Below are 16,791 nucleotides of genomic sequence, written 5' to 3'. Positions count from 1 at the left end.
GGTCAGCGGATCCCGGCGCTTGCTTCGTTGGTCACCTTGGCATTGTCGGCCACGATGACCACGCGGTTGTTGTCCACGGAGAAGAACCCTCCGTCAACGCTTACCTCAATGCGGGAACCGGACACCGGTTCGATGGCCAGTCCGCCCTCTGCCAGGATGGCCAGCACCGGTGAGTGTCCGGGAAGGATCCCGATCTCGCCGTCGCTGGTGCGCGCCTTGACCATCTTTGCCGCTCCCGACCACACGAAGTGGTCGGCAGCAACAATTTCAACTTCGAGTTCGTTCGCCATGTGGCTTACTTTCCGGTCTGCTCTTGGATCTTCGCCCACTGACGCTCAACGTCGTCCATGCCGCCGACGTTGAAGAACGCCTGCTCGGCAATGTGGTCGACGTCGCCGTCGCAGATCGCCCGGAAGCCTTCGATGGTGTCCTTGATGGAAACCGTCGAACCCTCAACGCCGGTGAACTGCTTGGCGGTGTAGGTGTTCTGGGAGAGGAACTGCTGGATGCGGCGGGCACGCGAGACAACAATCTTGTCTTCTTCGGAGAGCTCGTCGACACCGAGGATGGCGATGATGTCCTGCAGTTCCTTGTTCTTCTGGAGGATCTGCTTGACGCGGATGGCCGTGTCGTAGTGCGCCTGGCCAACGTACTGCGGGTCGAGGATGCGCGACGTCGAGGTCAGCGGATCCACGGCCGGGTACAGGCCACGGGAAGCGATTTCACGGGAAAGTTCCGTGGTCGCGTCCAGGTGGGCGAACGTGGTGGCCGGGGCCGGGTCGGTGTAGTCATCTGCAGGCACGTAGATTGCCTGCATGGACGTGATCGAGTGGCCCTTGGTGGACGTGATGCGCTCCTGCAGCAGACCCATCTCGTCAGCCAGGTTCGGCTGGTAGCCCACGGCGGAAGGCATGCGGCCGAGAAGGGTGGAAACCTCGGAACCTGCCTGCGTGAAGCGGAAGATGTTGTCGATGAAGAGCAGCACGTCCTGGTTCTGCACATCGCGGAAGTACTCCGCCATGGTCAGAGCCGACAGTGCCACGCGCAGGCGCGTTCCCGGCGGCTCATCCATCTGGCCGAATACAAGGGCGGTGTCCTTCAGGACGTTCGCCTCTTCCATTTCAACCCAGAGGTCGTTGCCTTCACGGGTACGCTCGCCGACGCCGGCGAATACCGAGGTACCGCCGAAGTTGCGGGCAACACGGGTGATCATTTCCTGGATCAGCACGGTCTTGCCGACACCGGCACCGCCGAACAGGCCGATCTTGCCGCCCTTGATGTACGGGGTGAGGAGGTCGATCACCTTGATGCCGGTTTCCAGCATCTCGGTGGAGCCTTCAAGGTCCGCGAAGTTCGGAGCGGACCGGTGGATCGGCCAGCGCTCGGAGATCTCCAGCTTGTCTTCGGGAACGTCCAGGGGCTGGCCCAGGACGTTGAAGATGTGGCCCTTGACGCCGTCGCCTACCGGGACGGAGATGGGTGCGCCGGTGTCGACCACGGCAGCGCCGCGGACCAGGCCGTCGGTGGCCTGCAGGGAGATGGCGCGGACGAGGTTGTCACCCAGGTGCTGGGAGGTCTCGAACGTGATGGTGCGGGTCTGGCCGTCGAGCGTCAGCTCGGTGGTCAGGGCGTTGTAGATGGTGGGGATTGCGTCAGCCGGGAATTCGACGTCGACAACCGGGCCGATGACACGGGCGATACGGCCGGTGGCACCCGAGGCTACGGAATCAGATCCGTGCTCGACAGTTTGGGCAGTCATCTCTCTCACTTCACTCAGTTAGATGGCGTGTGGACTAAGTTTTTGATGCGTTGGAACTGATCTTCGGCTGCAGTTGGCTAGGAGGCGCTGAGCGCGTCCGCACCGGCTACGATCTCGGAAAGTTCCTGGGTAATTTCGGCCTGACGGGCGTTGTTGCGAAGTCGCGTGTACTTCTTGATCAGGTCCGTGGCGTTGTCCCCTGCGGCCTTCATGGCGCGCTGGCGGGCCGCGAGTTCCGAAGCGGCTGCCTGGAGCATGGCTGCGAAGATGCGCGACTCGATGTAGCGCGGCAGCAGTGCGTCCAGGACCTGTTCGGGTTCGGGCTCGTATTCGTAGAGAGGCAGGATGTCCGTCTCGGACGGAGCGTCTTCCTCCACTACTTCCAGCGGCAACAGTCGGATGACCGCAGGTTCCTGAATAACCATGGACTTGAAGCGCGTGTAGACGATGTGGATTTCATCCACGCCGCCGTCTTCGTAGGCCGTGTTGAAGTCATCGAGGAGTGCCTTGCCGATTTCACGGGCTGTTTCGAACTCGGGTGCATCGGTACCGCCGGTCCAGACCCGTTCGACTGAACGGTTGCGGAACTCGTAGTACGCCTGCGCCTTGCGTCCAACAAGGTAGGTCTTAACTTCCTTGCCCTCGTCACGGAGCAATTCATTCAGTGCTTCGCCCTGCTTGAGGACACCGGCGGAGTACGATCCGGCAAGACCGCGGTCGGAGGTCATGATGACCACGGCTGCGCGCCGGATCTGCTCCGGTTCGGTGGTCAGCGGATGATCGATCTCCGACTGGGATGCCACAGCAGAAACGGCACGGGTGATCGCATTGGAGTAAGGCAGTGACGCAGCCACACGGGTGCGTGCCTTTCCAATGCGAGAGGCAGCAATCAGCTCCATCGCCTTGAAGATCTTCTGCATCGACGTGGTCGATGCGATCTTCTGGCGGTAGACCCGAATTTGGGCTCCCATACTCTTCCTTTCAGTTCCCGGCGTTGAAGCCGGGGGCTAAGGCAATGGCTTGGGCTCCGCTGCCGGGCTCACGGCCCGGCAGCGGAACTCCACAGCCGCTAGCGCTTCTGCTTGACGATCTTTTCCTGGTCAACGGCTTCCTCGTCCAAGGCCGAGGTTGCTTCGTTGCCGGCGGCGACCATGCGGTCGTCACCTTCGCCGAAGAAACCCTGCTTGAACTTGGTCATGAGGTTCTTCATCTCATCAACCGTGGAATCCTCGAGCTTGTTCGTCTCGGCCAGGACGGTCATGACGGACGAGGAGTGGCGTACGTGCTCCAGGAACTCGGACTCGAAGCGGCGCACATCTTCGACGGGAACGTCGTCAAGGTAGCCGTTGGTGCCCATCCAGATGGAGACAACCTGGTCTTCCACCGGGTACGGCGCGTACTGGCCCTGCTTGAGCAGTTCCATCAGGCGTGCACCGCGGGTCAGCTGCTGGCGGGAAGCCGCATCCAGGTCCGAGGCGAACATGGCGAATGCCTGCATGTCGCGGTACTGGGCCAGTTCCAGCTTCAACGTACCGGAGACCTTCTTCATGGCCTTCTGCTGTGCGGCGCCACCAACACGGGACACGGAGATACCGACGTCGACGGCGGGGCGCTGGTTGGCGTTGAAGAGGTCCGACTGCAGGAAGATCTGGCCGTCAGTGATGGAGATGACGTTGGTCGGGATGTAGGCCGAGACGTCATTTGCCTTGGTTTCGATGATCGGCAGGCCGGTCATCGAGCCGGCACCGAGCTCGTCGGAGAGCTTGGCACAACGCTCCAGCAGGCGGGAGTGCAAGTAGAAGACGTCGCCCGGGTAGGCTTCGCGTCCCGGCGGGCGGCGCAGCAGCAGCGACACGGCGCGGTAGGCTTCGGCCTGCTTCGAGAGATCATCAAAGATGATCAGGACGTGCTTGCCGCCGTACATCCAGTGCTGGCCGATGGCCGAGCCGGCGTACGGTGCCAGGTACTTGAAGCCGGCGGGGTCGGATGCCGGGGAGGCCACGATGGTGGTGTACTCCATGGCGCCCTGGTCTTCCAGCGTCCGCTTGATTTCAGCGATCGTGGAGGCCTTCTGGCCGATGGCCACGTAGATGCAGCGAACCTGCTTCTGGACGTCGCCGGACTCCCAGTTGGCCTTCTGGTTCAGGATGGTGTCAACGGCAATGGCGGTCTTACCCGTCTTGCGGTCACCAATGATCAGCTGGCGCTGGCCGCGGCCGATCGGGATCATGGCGTCGATTGCCTTGAGGCCGGTCTGGAGCGGTTCGTGGACCGACTTGCGCTGGGTCACGCCCGGTGCCTGGAGTTCCAGTGCACGGCGTGCTTCAGCGGCGATCGGGCCCAGGTCATCCATCGGCTCGCCCAGCGGGTCGACTACGCGGCCCAGGAAGGCGTCGCCCACGGGTACGGACAGGACTTCACCGGTGCGGTGAACTTCCTGGCCTTCTTCGATACCGGCGAAATCGCCAAGTACAACGACACCGATTTCACGGGTGTCAAGGTTCTGGGCCAGGCCCAGCGTGCCGTCCTCGAACCGAAGCAGCTCGTTTGCCATAACGGAGGGCAGGCCCTCCACACGGGCAATGCCGTCGCTGGCGGTTGTTACGCGGCCAACTTCAACGCGCTCTGCGTTTCCGGGTTCGTAGGACGCCGCGAATTCATTCAACGCATTACGGACGTCGTCGGCGTTGATGGTCAATTCGGCCATCTGCAGTCCCTGCTCTCCTATGTTGTGATCATCGCGTGAAAGCCGATGACCGTGGTTGGTTCTCAAATGTTCTGAAGGCCGTTACCGGCCGTCAAGGTGACTAGACAGCGAGCTTTCGGCGAAGTTCAGTCAGGCGCGTCGCAACGGTGGAATCAACTACTTCATCCCCCACTGTGACACGAATGCCGCCGATAATCGCCGGGTCCACGTTGACGTTGATCTTCAGCTCGCGGCCATACAGTCCGTTGAGAGAGGACTGCAGACGCTTTTGCTGTTCCTGCGTCAGCGGGCGGCTGGACTGCACTTCGGCAATCCACCGCTGCTGGCGTCCGGCTACCAGTTCCATGAAGCGGGTAACCAGTGCTGCAGGACGCAGCCCGCGCGGGGCGGTTACTGCCTGCCGAACCAGTACCCGTGCTTCTGCGCCCATGCCCGGCACCAGCTTCAGTGCCAGTGCGGCACGTGCGGAAACCGATGCCTGCGGTTCCTGCAGGGCACGCTGTACCTCATGGTTGGCGGCAACAGCCTGGTTGAAGCGGAACAAATCGCTTTCCAGCGTTTCAAGGCCGGCCAGGCCGGGTCCCTTGTTCTCCGCGACAGCGGAGACAACCGTTGCACCCAGGGTTTCCAGGGCGTCGCCGAGGTCACGCGAAGTGCGCCACCGGGACTCCGCCAGGGAAGCAACCAGCTGCTCGGCGTCGGCCGAAACCTTGCCGCCTACCAGCTTGGAGACCAGGGCCGCCCGGGCAGAGGCTTCACGAGCCGGATCCGTCAAGGCGCGCAGCAGTCCAGCATCGCTGTCCAGCAGGCCCAGAATTCCAAAGAGTTCCTCGGCCAGGGACAGGGTCGCGCCGGGAAGCTTGGCTTCCAGCTTCGCCTGCGCCGCGGCCAGTGACTCGCTCGATATACCTGCCATTACTGGACCGCACCTGCGTTCTGGTTTTCCAGGTCGTCAAGGAAACGGTCAACAACGCGTGCTGCCCGTGCGTCGTCGGCGAGGGACTCGCCGACAATCTTGCCGGCCAGTTCGGTGGCAAGGGTGCCCACTTCGCTGCGGAGTGCAACGACAGCTGCCTGCCGTTCAGCTTCGATGGCAACGTGGGACTGTTCCATGATGCGGGCGGATTCTGCTCCGGCCTTTGCCTTCAGGTCTGCGAGGATCTGGGCGCCTTCGGCGCGTGCTTCCTCACGGATCCGGTTGGCCTCGGTACGGGCATCGATCAGCTGCTGCTTGTATTCATCCAGGGCCGCGCTGGCCTCAGCCTGCGCGGCTTCGGCCTTCTTGAGGCCGCCTTCAATGGCCTCGGTACGCTCTGCATACGTCTTCTCGAACATCGGGACGACGAACTTGACGACGATGTACATCAGCACGGCGAAGCCAAGCAGTGTTACGAGGATCTCCCAGATGTTTGGGATCAGAGGATTCGCGCCTTCTTCGGCGGCGAGGATTAGTGCCTCGTTCATTTCAATCCGTCCTATCTACTTGGTTAGGAAAATTCGCGCTGAAACTAGTTGAGGACGAACGCGAAAACCAGACCAAGGATAGCCAGTGCTTCGGTCAGTGCCAGACCCAGGAAGGCGATGGGCTGCAGGACGCGCTGGGCTTCCGGCTGGCGGGCAACACCCTGGATGTAGGCAGCGAAGACCAGGCCCACACCGATGGCGCCGCCGATGGCGGACAGACCGTAACCGATGAGGTTGATGTTGCCGTTGATTTCACCATTCATTATGGCTTTGTTCCTTTCAAGATGCCCGAAGGCAGGTTGTATGGTTCAGGGGTTTCCCCGGATGGGGAAGCTTAGTGTTCCTCGGCAATGGAGCCTTGGATGTAAATCGCCGTCAGCAGGGTGAAGACGTAGGCCTGCAGGACCTGGATCATGACCTCGAACAGGAACATGGCAACGCCGCCTACCAGGGTGAGCGCACCCAGCGGCTTCAGCAGTCCCTCGGCTTCGAGCAGCAGGAACGACGTTCCGGCGCCGGCCAGCATGACGATCAGGTGGCCCGACAGCATGGTTGCGAAGAGTCGCAGGCTGTGCGTGATCGGGCGGACCAGGAAGGTGGAGATAATTTCGATCACTACCACGAGGGGCAGGATGGCAGCCGGCACGCCGGACGGAACCGTGGCGAACTTGAAGTAGGCCAGGCCGTGCTTCCTGATACCGACGATAATCCAGGTGAAGTAGACAATCGCGGCCAGCGCGTAGGCCGTGCCCACGTGGGACGTGGTCGGCAGCTGGGCCAGCGGGATGGAGCCCCACAGGTTGTTGATCAGGATGAAGAAGAACAGTGCGAACAGCAGCGGAGTGAAGGACCGGAAGTCCTTCTCGCCGATGATGTCCCGGCCGATCGAGTTACGGACGAAGTTGTAACCCCATTCGCCCAGGAACTGCAGGCGGCCCGGAACCATCTGTCCCTTGCGGGCAGCGGCTACAAAGAACCAGCCGATGAGGATGACCGAGATGAGGACAAGCAGCATCTGCTTTCCAAATCCTTCACCACTCGCGGCGCCCCAGGGAAGGATCTCAGGGAGGTGCATGTCTTCGAGGGTGGGTGGAACGAATCCCTCTTCATTGGAGGCGGGAAGCGCAAGCGCGATCAACGCGTTTCCTCTCTGCTGTGTCCATCGTTGGGCATATCATTGGCGGGCAGACACGAGGTGCGCCCGTTATTTCGGTTTTGTGAAATCAATTCGATTTATCCGTATCCGGCTGTTTTCCGCCCGCGGTGGGTCGGTCCGCACCCGAGGTGCGCCTGTGAGCGAAGGCCACATAGTAGCCACTGACCGCACCCAGGACGATGCCGGCAGGTAAAATCCAGCGAGTTCCCAGGAGACTATCCAGGCTCCACCCTATCAAACCCAGGGCGATGATTCCCGCCAGCACATACTGCACCATTGCACGGCGGCTGTCCGCTGCAGGCTCGAAGGCGGCGGGGCCGGATGCGGGCTGATTCTTAGGCATCTGTTCCTCCTTCGCGGGCAGTGTCGGTATCGTCGCCGTAAATCAGCTGGCGGCTCCGGGAAAAGGTCCGGATCTCGGCAACCTGCCAGAGAATCACGGCACCTACGGCGCTTAGAGCAAACCATTCCCGGTGCAGCCATTCCGGAGTTCCGATGCCGAAAAGAATGACGGCAAACCCGACAACTTTAATGGCGTAGGTAACCACGAACATTCCGATCGCCCCGGAGGGGTTGCGGCGTCCGACCACGTGGCCGACCACTAGGCTGATGCCGAAGAAAGCGGCAATGAGGAACCAGCCTGCAAGGGAACTCACAGCGGCATCGGGACCTGCAGTAAGTGCGGCCGCAGCCGCTGCCAGGAGCGCTGCACCGCCGGTCACGGCAAGCGCCGACCGGAGAATCCCCAGCCAGGGGGCCTTCGTTGGCCCCGACGGGGTCAGGTGCCCGCGGGGGCGGGAACCGTCTGCGGTGCTCATGGCGTGGCGGTCTTCCTTGCTGGGTCTTCTGGAGCCGGTGGCTTCGTCATGCCGCGGGCTACCGCGACCCTTGAATTCTACAGTACATAGAAGACGGTTCCTGCCGGGCTCGCCGCTGCCCCGCTAGGCCACCCGCCGGCGCCCGAACAGCCGCGGCGACGCGAGGTAGAAAACCACGACGGCGACGGCGAAGAGGACGCCTGCACCTGTGGCGGCTGCTCCGGCCCCCGCGGTCAGCAGGCCGGTCACTCCCACGGCGAGGGTGCAGCCGGTCACCACCAGGGCAACCTGGACATGGCTGAGGCCGGCGTCGGTCAGGCGCTGGTAGACGTGCTGGCGGTGTGCGGTGTACCACCGCTCTCCCCGGCGTACGCGGCGCAGCAGCGTGGAGAAAGTGTCCACCAGGTAGATCAGGATCGGAAACAGCAGGTATTCCACGTAGACCCCGGCCAGGAAGGCGGCTACGGCAACACCGGCAATGGAGGACCCCAGCAGGTAGCTGCCGACATCGCCCAGGAACACCTGTCCCCTGCCGAGGTTCCAGGGCAGGAAGGCAGCGAAGGCTGCGGCCACCACTGCTCCCGTCACGGTGAGCCAGACGTGGTCGGAGAGCACCCCGCTGACCGAATACAGGGCACCCACGACCAGTCCGTGGAGGCCGGAAATTCCGTTAATGCCGTCCATGAAATTGGCGACATTGATGTAGGCCGCGATGGCCAGTCCCCCTACGGGGACCCACCACCAGGTCTGTTCCATGGTCCAGGCCAGGCCCGCTGTTCCGGCCAGGCCGATGGCCAGCTGGGTGGCTGCCCGCGTCCGGACGGACACGCCCCGCCAGTCTTCGATCCAGCCCAGCAGGGATGCCGCGCCGATCACGGCTATCAGGATGGCCAGCACGGAACGGTCCACGGCTACCAGTCCGGTCAGCAGGGCCAGCAGGAGGCCGGACAGCACGCCGGCAGCCGTAGTGGCACCCACCCCGCGGATGACGGCCTTGGTGTGGGAAGACCGCTCGTTGGGGATGTCCAGGACGCCGAGCCGGCGCAGCAGTGGAATAAACGCGAACGGCAGCAGCAGGCTGACCAGGAAAGCCGCCGCAACGCAGAGTGCCAGCAGCATTAGCCGGTCCGCCGTTCGCTGAACGGCTCGCTCGGCCCGGTTGCACCGTCGTCCGCGGCGTCCGGGCTGTGGGCACCGGGCATCCGCACAATCTCGCCCGCGTCCGTTGCAGCCCCGTCCGTGGGAACGCTGCCGGGTTCAATGCCGGCGCGGCGCAGCCAGTCGGCAAGGTCCAGGTCGTCGGGATCCAGTACGGCAACCGCTGCGTGGGAAATCTTCGGATGCAGGGGGCGCGAGTCCTCTTCCCCGGTGCCGACGAGGATCTCGTGCAGCTTCTCGCCCTGGCGCAGCCCGGTATAGACAATCTCAATGTCCTTGCCGGACATGGCGATCATGCGGCGCGCGACGTCGAGGATTTTCACCGGCTCGCCCATGTCGAGGATCATCACTTCTCCCCCGCGGCCGATCGCGCCGGCCTGGATCACCAGCTGGCAGGCTTCGGGGATGGTCATGAAGAAGCGGGTGACCTCCGGGTCCGTCACTGTGACCGGGCCGCCCTGGCGGATCTGTTCGCTGAAGAGCGGGAGCATCGAGCCGCGGCTGCCGATGACGTTGCCGAAGCGCACCGAGACATACTGCGCCCCGGTGGCACGCGCCATCCAGGCCGTCAGCTTCTCCGCGACGCGCTTGGAATGGCCGAGAACGGTGGTCGGATTGGCCGCCTTGTCGGTGGAGATGTTCACGAAGTGGCGCACGCCCGCCTTGCGGGCAGCGGCCAGCACATTCGCGGTGCCGATGACGTTGGTTTTCCAGGCTTCCTGCGGATACTGCTCCAGCAGGGAAACATGCTTCAACGCCGCTGCATGGAAAACGACGTCGGGGCGGCGCTCCCGGAAAATCCGGGCCAGGGCCTCTGGATCGCGGATGTCGGCCAGCACGGTATCCGGGCCGTCCAGCAGGCCGCGGCCGGTGATGGAGAGCTGGGTAAGCTGCAGGCCGGTCTCGTCCCGGTCCACCATGATCAGCTCGCCCGGGTTGAAAGCGGTGATCTGGCGGCACAGTTCGGATCCGATGGACCCGCCGGCACCGGTGACGAGCACCTTTTTGCCGGAAAGGTAGCCGGCCACCTCGTCCACATGGATATCCACCGGCCGGCGGCCGATGAGGTCTTCGACCGCGACGTCCCGGAAGTCCCCCAGGCCGGCGCCGTCTCCCTTGGAGAGCATGTCCTTGAGCGGCGGAAGCACCAGCACGCGCAGGTCCAGGCCTTCGGCGAGATCGGAAATCTCCCGCACCTGCTTCGCTTCCACATCGGCAATGGCCACGATCAGCACGGTGGCGCGGGTGCGGTGCACCAGTTCGGGAAGGTCAGTGAGCTTGCCGAGGACCGGAACGGTGGCCAGCCTCAGGTGCTTCTTGGCGGGGTCGTCGTCGACCAGGCCCACCGGGTAGTACGGGGATTCCGGGTCCTTGATCATCCGGGAGACCAGGGATCCGCCAAGGAAACCGGCTCCGTACACCAGGGTGCGCTGGGCTTCCTCGCCGGGCCGCGCCTTGCTCTCCACGTACATCCGCTTCAGGTACCGCATGGCCGCCATGAACAGGCAGGCAAAGGGGAAGGCGATCATGCCGGTGCTGCGCGGAATGTCGATCACGAGGCCGAACAGGGCGCTGGCAAGGACCAGGATGGCGGACACAATGAGGGTCACCACGGCCAGCAGGCGCATCTCGTGGAAACTGCCGAAGCTGTAGCGGCCGCGGTAGAGCGCAAAGGAATAGCCGACAATCAGCTGGGTCAGGACGGCCACGCCGCAGAACACGGCCAGTCCGCCCGGGTTGATCTGCTCAACGGTGAGTTCGTAGCGGAGCACCAGCGCAAGGCAGATGGACACGATCCAGGCCAGGGAATCGAGCATGTACTGCGACCAGAGCCACAGGACGGGCTTTTCCTCCCGGGGAAGGTGGTGGTTGTCCGTAGGTTTTTGCCTCATGGTCCTCAACGGGTAGGTACCCGGCTCTCTTCTCGGTAGTGCGAAGAACAGGTGGAAGAATCCGGTGTAATAGACTGGAATCTACTCAGCATACTAACTGCACACCCACTCCGGTTTCGGTTTAAGCCGATCCCCCGGGTTGCCCGAAAGGACCATCTTGCCGGACTCCGTGGCCGTAGCAGCAGTGACCTTCGACCGTCCCGACGACGTCAAGACGCTCCTTGCGGCACTGGCCGCGCAGAGTGCGGACATCACGTCCGTGGCGCTCGTGGACTCCGGCAAGAACCCGGTTGCCGACATCGCTGAAGCCTCGGCGGCACCGGTGAACTACATCCGGTCCCATACCAACCTCGGCGGTGCCGGCGGATTCTCGCTGGCGATTCTATCCGCCATGGCTTCGGGGGCCGAATGGATCTGGATCATGGACGACGACGCCCACCCCGAGGATCCCGAGTGTGTCTCCACCCTGCTGGCTGCGGCCAAGGAACGCGGACTCGACGTCGTCCTGCCGCTCGTGGTGGCCCCGGGCGCGCCGGACACGCTGTCCTTCCACTTCCGCCTCGACGGGAAGCTGACCCATGACCGGGCCGAAGTTGCCGCCCGCGGCTTCCTGCCCAACGTAGGGCACTTCTTCAACGGCGCCCTGATCCGGGCCGACGTGTTCTACCGGGTGGGACTGCCGGACCTGCGGCTGTTCATCCGCGGCGACGAAACCGATTTCATGATCCGCCTGCGCCGCGCGGGCATCGAATTCGGCACTGTCACCACCGTGGCCCTGACGCATCCCGCCGCGTGGGCGGAAGTTCAGCCCGTCCTGGGCGACCGGATGCATGTGCTGGTTCCCGAAACACCGTTCAAGCAGTTCTACTTCTACCGCAACCGCGGCCACCTCACCCGGCGCTACGGACGGGTGAAGTCCTTTGTGGCCGACGCCGTGGGCTACCCCGTCCACTTCGCTCGGACCCGCGATCCCCGGGGCTTCGCACAGTGGCTGCGCGCGTACGCGGCAGGCGTGGGCGGCCGCCGCTTCGGGCCGCCGTCGGACTTCGGGTTCTAGCGTGGCTGCGGCATCGCCCCAGGACCCGGTGACCATCGTCATCACCACCTTCAACCGCTCCGGGTACCTCACCGGGCTGCTGGAAAGCATCAAGGCCCTGGATCCCGCTCCGGCGGCGGTGGTCATCGTGGACAACGCGAGCACCGATGACACGCCGGCGGTCGTGGAGAGGGCCCGTGCCGGCTTCCCGGTCCCGCTGACAAGCCTGCGGCTCCAGACCAATACCGGCGGGGCCGGCGGATTCGCCGCCGGCGTCAACGCGGCCCTGGACTCCGGCGCGCAGTGGCTGTGGCTGATGGACGACGACGTCGAGGTCCTTCCCGGCGCCGTGGCGGCCCTGCGCAAATGGACCGGCAGCTATGACTGCATCCACGGCCGCCGCTATGACGAAACCGGTGCACCGTTTTTCTGGCAGCACCGTTTCGTCCCCTTCTTGGGCGTGCACCTTCCGGTGCGCGGCAACGTGTTCCGAGACGGCCCCGTCTTCGAGACCAATGTGGGCTGTTTCGAGGGCATGCTGATCAGCGCCGACCAGGTGCGCAGGATCGGGCTGCCGGATGCGCGGTACTTCATCAACGGGGACGACCTGATGTACGGCTGGCTCGCGTCCCTGGACCGGCCCGTGGCGTACGTCAACGATTTTGTGCTCCGCAAGGTCCGGGCGCAGAAGCAGATCGACCTGGGCATCCGGCACCTCAACGATTCCAGCGACCTGGGCCGCTTCACCTCGATGCGGAACCGGGGACATACGGCCCGGTACCTCCAGGCCCGCGGGCAGTATCACCGGTACGGCTACGCCCTGGGCACATTCCTCACCGCAGGGAAGGAACTGCTGCGGCTGGTCGCCGTCGAACACAAGATCCGTGGCGTCGGCCGCCTCTGGACCGGCTGGCGCGGCGCCCGCCGCATTCTCCGAGACCCGTCCTGGTTCCCGATGCCTCCGCTGGCGGAGGCGGAACCAGCTACCCGAAAGCACCAGGTTTGAACACTTCTTCCCCCACGCAGTCCTCTGTCCCCGGCGCCGACCAGGTATGGGTGGTCCTGGGTGCCTCCGGGTTTGTCGGCTCGTCCGTCTGCAACGCCCTCGAGGCACGCGGCTTCACGGTCCGGCCGGTCTCCGCGCCGCGGCTGCGTTCCGAGGCCGCCGACCCGGCGTTGCTGCTGGCCGATGCCGCCGCCCTGGAGGAGGAACGCAGCGGCCTGGCACGTGCCTTCGCGGGCGCCGACGTGGTGGTCAACGCCGCCGGACTGGCGACGCCGGGAGCTACGGATTCGCCCGAACTCCGGGGTGCCAACTCACTGCTGCCGGCGGTGGTTGCCGACGCCGCCGATGCCGCCGGCGTCCGCCGGTTCGTCCACCTGAGCAGCGCCGCGGTGCAGGGACACCGCCCGTTCCTGGACGAAAGCGAGCATGTGGAGCCGTTTTCGGCCTACTCCCGTTCCAAGGCCCTCGGCGAACAGGTCCTGTCCGCCCGGAAGAGCGGTTCCTGCAGCGTCGCGACGGTCCGGGCAACCTCGGTCCAGGGCCCGGGCCGGGCGACGACGGCGAAACTTGCGCGCCTGGCATCCTCACCGCTGGCCTCGGTGGCCGGTCCCGGGACCGCACCCAGCCCGGTGAGTTCGGTCCATTCCCTGGTCGATTTTGTCCTGCGGGTGGGCTTCCACCACGGTCCCGTGCCTGCGGTGGTGCTGCAGCCGTGGGAACAGGCTTCGGTGTCCACGGTGCTGGAAGCGGCCGGCGGCCGGCGCCCGGCGCACCTGCCGGCCTGGTTCTGCCGTGCGGTGCTGCGGTGCGGCTATGCCGCTTCTTCGCTGGCCGGTGAACGGCTGCACGGTGCCCTGCGCCGGGTGGAGATGATGTGGTTCGGCCAGCGCCAGGAGCCCGGGTGGGCGGAGTCCACCGGCAACGTCCCCGAACCCCGGGTCCGGGACGTCCTGGAAGCTTCCCGGAAGTAGCCCGGACCCCTGGGCCTGGCCCTGGGCCTACTCCTTGGCCAGCGTCGGTGCCGCACCGCCGGTGGTCCCGCCCGGGGCTTCACCGGCTGCCGGCTCTTCGCCCAGGTCGAGGATTCCCGGAACCACTTCGCGCAGGGCGGCAATGCTGACGGCTCCGCTGCGCACCACGCGCATCGGTTGGCTGGTGGCATCCACAATGGTCGAGGGCACCCCGTCGCTGCCGGCGACCGGGCGGTGTCCGGCCTCCAGGTAGACCTCCACGGATTCGCCCAGCTGTTCGCGGGCCTGGGCTGCGGTCTGCCCGGCCGGGAAGCCCGTCCGGTTGGCCGAGGACACGGCCAGCGGTCCGGTGACCGCCAGCAGTTCCAGGGCGACGTCGTCGTCCGGCATCCGCAGTGCCACGGTTCCCAGCGTGTCGCCGAGGTCCCAGGTGAGCGAGGGCTGGGCGTGGAAGATCAGGGTCAGTCCGCCCGGCCAGAAGGCCCGCGCCAGGGCGCGTGCATCCTCCGGGATGTCCATGGCCAATCCGTCCATGGTCTGCAGCCGGGGGATCAGCACGGGCGGAGGCATGCTCCGGCCGCGCCCCTTGGCGGCGAGGAGGGTAGCCACTCCCTGCGGGGAGAACGCATCGGCCCCGATCCCGTACACGGTGTCGGTGGGAAGTACCACGCAGGCCTTCGCGGCCAGAGCCCGCTGGGCCGCTGCCAGGCCCTCGCTGAGTTCTCCGGGGATACTGCAGTCAAAACTGGTGCTCACGGCTTCATTCCTTCACTAGTGGAGGCCCCCGGCGCCGGGCGCCGGACCGCCGACGTCGCGCGGGGACGGTCATTGAGGTCCCGGTGGGTTTCGACACCGGTCCAGGCAGGATCGGCGGCGAGGAGCCGCGCGATGGCGGGAGCCTGCACTTCGGCGTGCTCCATCACGAAGTAACCGCCTGCGACCAGCAGGCGGGCGGCGGTGCGGGCGGCGGCCAGGGGCAGTTCCAGGCCGTCCGCTCCCCCGCCGTACAGGGCCATCGCGGGATCGTGTTCGGCGGCCTCGGGTTCATTCGGCACGGCTTCGGCGGGGATGTACGGCGGGTTGGACACCACCACGTCGAAACTCGCGTCCTGTTCCGCGAGGGCGGTCCGCAGATCCCCGAGGACCAGATGCACTCCCAGCGGAGCAAGGTTGCGTTCCGCCCAGGCGTAGGCGAGGGGGCTGAGTTCCACGGCATGCACCTCGGCGGCGGGAACCTCGGAGGCGACGGAGGCCGCAATGGCACCGGAGCCCGTGCCCAGGTCCACGACCTTCGCCGGGCCCACCCGGCGGGCAGCATCAATGGCCAGCTGCGCCACCGTTTCGGTTTCCGGACGCGGAACGAAGACCCCGGGACCGACGGCCAGTTCCAGGTACCGGAAATGTGCCTTTCCGGTCAGGTGCTGCAGCGGCACCCGGGCGGCCCGCTCCGATACCAGCGCACCGAATCCTTCGGGTGCCGGTACGTCGGTGAACGCCAGCGCCCGGACCCTGCCGGGGGTCTCCCCCAGCAGGTGCGCGGCCAGCAGTTCGGCATCCACCCGGGGGGAGGGAACACCGGCGGCAGCCAGCTCCGCGGCAGCGTGCCGCAGCGCTTCGGCCAAGGTGCCGCCGGTGCCGGAACCGGTGGGGGTGTTAGCTTTCGTCACCGATGGCGTCCAGCCGTGCCTGCTCGTCCATTTCAATGGCGGCCTGCACCACGGCCTCCAGCTCGCCGTTCAGGACGGTGTCCAGGTTGTAGGCCTTATAACCGGTGCGGTGATCCACAATCCGGTTTTCCGGGTAGTTGTAGGTCCGGATCCGCTCGGAGCGGTCCATGGTGCGGATCTGCGACTTGCGGATGTCGGAGTTCGCGGCGTCGATCTTCTCCTGCTCGTGCGCCAGGATGCGCGAACGCAGCACGCGCATGGCGGCTTCACGGTTCTGCAGCTGCGACTTTTCGTTCTGCATGGCCACGACGATGCCGGTGGGCAGGTGGGTGATGCGTACGGCGGAGTCGGTGGTGTTCACGGACTGGCCGCCGGGGCCCGAGGAACGGTAGACGTCGATCTTCAGGTCGTTCTGGTTGATCTCGACCTCTTCCGGCTCGTCCACTTCGGGCAGCACCAGGACTCCGGCAGCCGAAGTGTGGATGCGGCCCTGGGATTCGGTGACGGGAACGCGCTGCACGCGGTGCACGCCGCCTTCGTACTTCAGGCGCGCGTAGACGCCTTCGGCCGGGTCGTTGGAGCTGCCCTTGATGGCCATGGACACGTCTTTGTAGCCGCCCAGGTCCGATTCGGTGGCGGAGATGATTTCGGTGCGCCAGCCGCGGTGCTCTGCGTAGCGGGTGTACATGCGCAGCAGGTCGCCGGCGAACAGGGCTGCCTCGTCGCCGCCTTCGCCGCCCTTGACCTCGATGATGACGTCACGGCCGTCGTTGGGGTCCCGCGGGATCAGCAGGCGGCGCAGCTTCTCCTGCGCATCTTCCAGCTGCTCCTTGAGCACGGGCACCTCTGCGGCGAATTCCGGATCCTCGTCGGCCATTTCCGCTGCGGCGGCAAGGTCATCCTCGAGTCCGTGCCAGCGGTTGTAGGCGTCCACGATCCGGCTGAGTTCGGCGTAGCGCCGTCCCAGCCGCCGGGCCAGGCCCTGGTCCGCGTGCACTGCCGGGTCGGACAGGCGCAGCTGGAGTTCAGCGTGCTCATCCAACAGGCCCTGAATGGACTCAAACATGTTCTAGATTCCTCTTTCGGCTGCGTGTCCCACCAGACGGAATATCCCGTCAAGCCGGGGTTCGGCGTAAAGCTGCGTTTCCCACAAGGCA

General features: G+C 65.2%; 18 protein-coding genes. 3 read left to right on the top strand and 15 right to left on the bottom strand.

The genetic code is table 11. The features are described from left to right. Positions 1 to 2 precede the first annotated feature (2 nt). The 12 genes from AC5RT8_RS14145 to AC5RT8_RS14090 all read right to left on the bottom strand — a co-directional run bounded on the left by AC5RT8_RS14145 (position 3) and on the right by AC5RT8_RS14090 (position 10,954). Positions 3 to 290 (bottom strand): F0F1 ATP synthase subunit epsilon, encoded by a 288-nt coding sequence (locus AC5RT8_RS14145; RefSeq protein WP_494096329.1) that lies wholly within the window; start codon positions 288 to 290, stop codon positions 3 to 5. Positions 291 to 295: 5 nt separating this feature from the next. Further along, a complete protein-coding gene (gene atpD, locus AC5RT8_RS14140) occupies positions 296 to 1,759 on the bottom strand; it encodes a F0F1 ATP synthase subunit beta (protein WP_494096328.1) in 1,464 nt (487 codons plus the stop codon). 77 nt (positions 1,760 to 1,836) lie between these two features. Beyond that, positions 1,837 to 2,730: a F0F1 ATP synthase subunit gamma gene (locus AC5RT8_RS14135; RefSeq protein ID WP_494096327.1), complete on the bottom strand. Its 894-nt coding sequence runs from the start codon at positions 2,728 to 2,730 to the stop codon at positions 1,837 to 1,839. A gap of 98 nt (positions 2,731 to 2,828) precedes the next feature. Then, complete coding sequence (gene atpA / locus AC5RT8_RS14130) at positions 2,829 to 4,466, bottom strand: F0F1 ATP synthase subunit alpha (RefSeq protein ID WP_494096326.1); 1,638 nt, start codon at positions 4,464 to 4,466, stop codon at positions 2,829 to 2,831. Between the two features lie 100 nt (positions 4,467 to 4,566). After that, positions 4,567 to 5,382, bottom strand: coding sequence for a F0F1 ATP synthase subunit delta (locus AC5RT8_RS14125; protein WP_494096325.1), 816 nt, complete (start codon positions 5,380 to 5,382; stop codon positions 4,567 to 4,569). After that, positions 5,382 to 5,930: a F0F1 ATP synthase subunit B gene (locus AC5RT8_RS14120; RefSeq protein WP_494096324.1), complete on the bottom strand. Its 549-nt coding sequence runs from the start codon at positions 5,928 to 5,930 to the stop codon at positions 5,382 to 5,384. The genes AC5RT8_RS14125 and AC5RT8_RS14120 overlap by 1 nt, the downstream gene beginning before the upstream one ends. Before the next feature lie 44 nt (positions 5,931 to 5,974). After that, positions 5,975 to 6,193 (bottom strand): ATP synthase F0 subunit C, encoded by a 219-nt coding sequence (gene atpE, locus AC5RT8_RS14115; protein WP_494096323.1) that lies wholly within the window; start codon positions 6,191 to 6,193, stop codon positions 5,975 to 5,977. 71 nt (positions 6,194 to 6,264) lie between these two features. Continuing rightward, positions 6,265 to 7,068: a F0F1 ATP synthase subunit A gene (gene atpB, locus AC5RT8_RS14110; protein ID WP_494096322.1), complete on the bottom strand. Its 804-nt coding sequence runs from the start codon at positions 7,066 to 7,068 to the stop codon at positions 6,265 to 6,267. 85 nt (positions 7,069 to 7,153) lie between these two features. Continuing rightward, positions 7,154 to 7,429, bottom strand: a complete 276-nt coding sequence (locus tag AC5RT8_RS14105; protein ID WP_494096321.1) for a hypothetical protein — start codon at positions 7,427 to 7,429, stop codon at positions 7,154 to 7,156. Further along, positions 7,422 to 7,904 (bottom strand): hypothetical protein, encoded by a 483-nt coding sequence (locus AC5RT8_RS14100; RefSeq protein WP_494096320.1) that lies wholly within the window; start codon positions 7,902 to 7,904, stop codon positions 7,422 to 7,424. The genes AC5RT8_RS14105 and AC5RT8_RS14100 overlap by 8 nt, the downstream gene beginning before the upstream one ends. Before the next feature lie 123 nt (positions 7,905 to 8,027). Then, the gene (locus AC5RT8_RS14095) at positions 8,028 to 9,023 is read right to left on the bottom strand and encodes an MraY family glycosyltransferase (protein WP_494096319.1); all 996 of its coding nucleotides are present in this window, start codon (positions 9,021 to 9,023) and stop codon (positions 8,028 to 8,030) included. After that, entirely contained in the window at positions 9,023 to 10,954 is a 1,932-nt protein-coding gene (locus tag AC5RT8_RS14090) for a polysaccharide biosynthesis protein (protein WP_494096318.1), read from the bottom strand. Before AC5RT8_RS14090 ends, AC5RT8_RS14095 begins: the two co-directional genes overlap by 1 nt. A gap of 157 nt (positions 10,955 to 11,111) precedes the next feature. Between AC5RT8_RS14090 and AC5RT8_RS14085 the strand changes: the two genes are divergently transcribed. The 3 genes from AC5RT8_RS14085 to AC5RT8_RS14075 are packed head-to-tail and all read left to right on the top strand — an operon-like array spanning position 11,112 to position 13,967. Further along, positions 11,112 to 12,011 (top strand): glycosyltransferase, encoded by a 900-nt coding sequence (locus AC5RT8_RS14085; protein WP_494096317.1) that lies wholly within the window; start codon positions 11,112 to 11,114, stop codon positions 12,009 to 12,011. A 1-nt stretch (position 12,012) separates the two neighbouring features. Continuing rightward, complete coding sequence (locus AC5RT8_RS14080; protein WP_494096316.1) at positions 12,013 to 12,996, top strand: glycosyltransferase; 984 nt, start codon at positions 12,013 to 12,015, stop codon at positions 12,994 to 12,996. Beyond that, the gene (locus AC5RT8_RS14075; protein WP_494096315.1) at positions 12,993 to 13,967 is read left to right on the top strand and encodes an NAD-dependent epimerase/dehydratase family protein; all 975 of its coding nucleotides are present in this window, start codon (positions 12,993 to 12,995) and stop codon (positions 13,965 to 13,967) included. The genes AC5RT8_RS14080 and AC5RT8_RS14075 overlap by 4 nt, the downstream gene beginning before the upstream one ends. A gap of 27 nt (positions 13,968 to 13,994) precedes the next feature. Here AC5RT8_RS14075 and AC5RT8_RS14070 read toward each other — a convergent pair whose 3' ends face one another. From AC5RT8_RS14070 to prfA, 3 genes are read right to left on the bottom strand one after another with little or no spacing between them, the layout of a single operon-like run. Continuing rightward, positions 13,995 to 14,723, bottom strand: a complete 729-nt coding sequence (locus AC5RT8_RS14070; RefSeq protein ID WP_494096314.1) for an L-threonylcarbamoyladenylate synthase — start codon at positions 14,721 to 14,723, stop codon at positions 13,995 to 13,997. Beyond that, positions 14,720 to 15,634 carry a peptide chain release factor N(5)-glutamine methyltransferase gene (gene prmC / locus AC5RT8_RS14065; protein ID WP_494096313.1) on the bottom strand — a complete coding sequence of 305 codons (915 nt, stop codon included), beginning with the start codon at positions 15,632 to 15,634 and terminating at the stop codon, positions 14,720 to 14,722. The genes AC5RT8_RS14070 and prmC overlap by 4 nt, the downstream gene beginning before the upstream one ends. Further along, on the bottom strand, positions 15,621 to 16,700 hold the full coding sequence (prfA, locus tag AC5RT8_RS14060; protein WP_494096312.1) for a peptide chain release factor 1: 1,080 nt from the start codon (positions 16,698 to 16,700) through the stop codon (positions 15,621 to 15,623). The genes prmC and prfA overlap by 14 nt, the downstream gene beginning before the upstream one ends. Between the last annotated feature and the right edge of the window lie 91 nt (positions 16,701 to 16,791).

Source organism: Arthrobacter sp. Ms25 (assembly GCF_059090365.1).
Note: the sequence above shows the minus strand (reverse complement) of the source record. Positions and strands in the feature narration are given on the sequence as shown.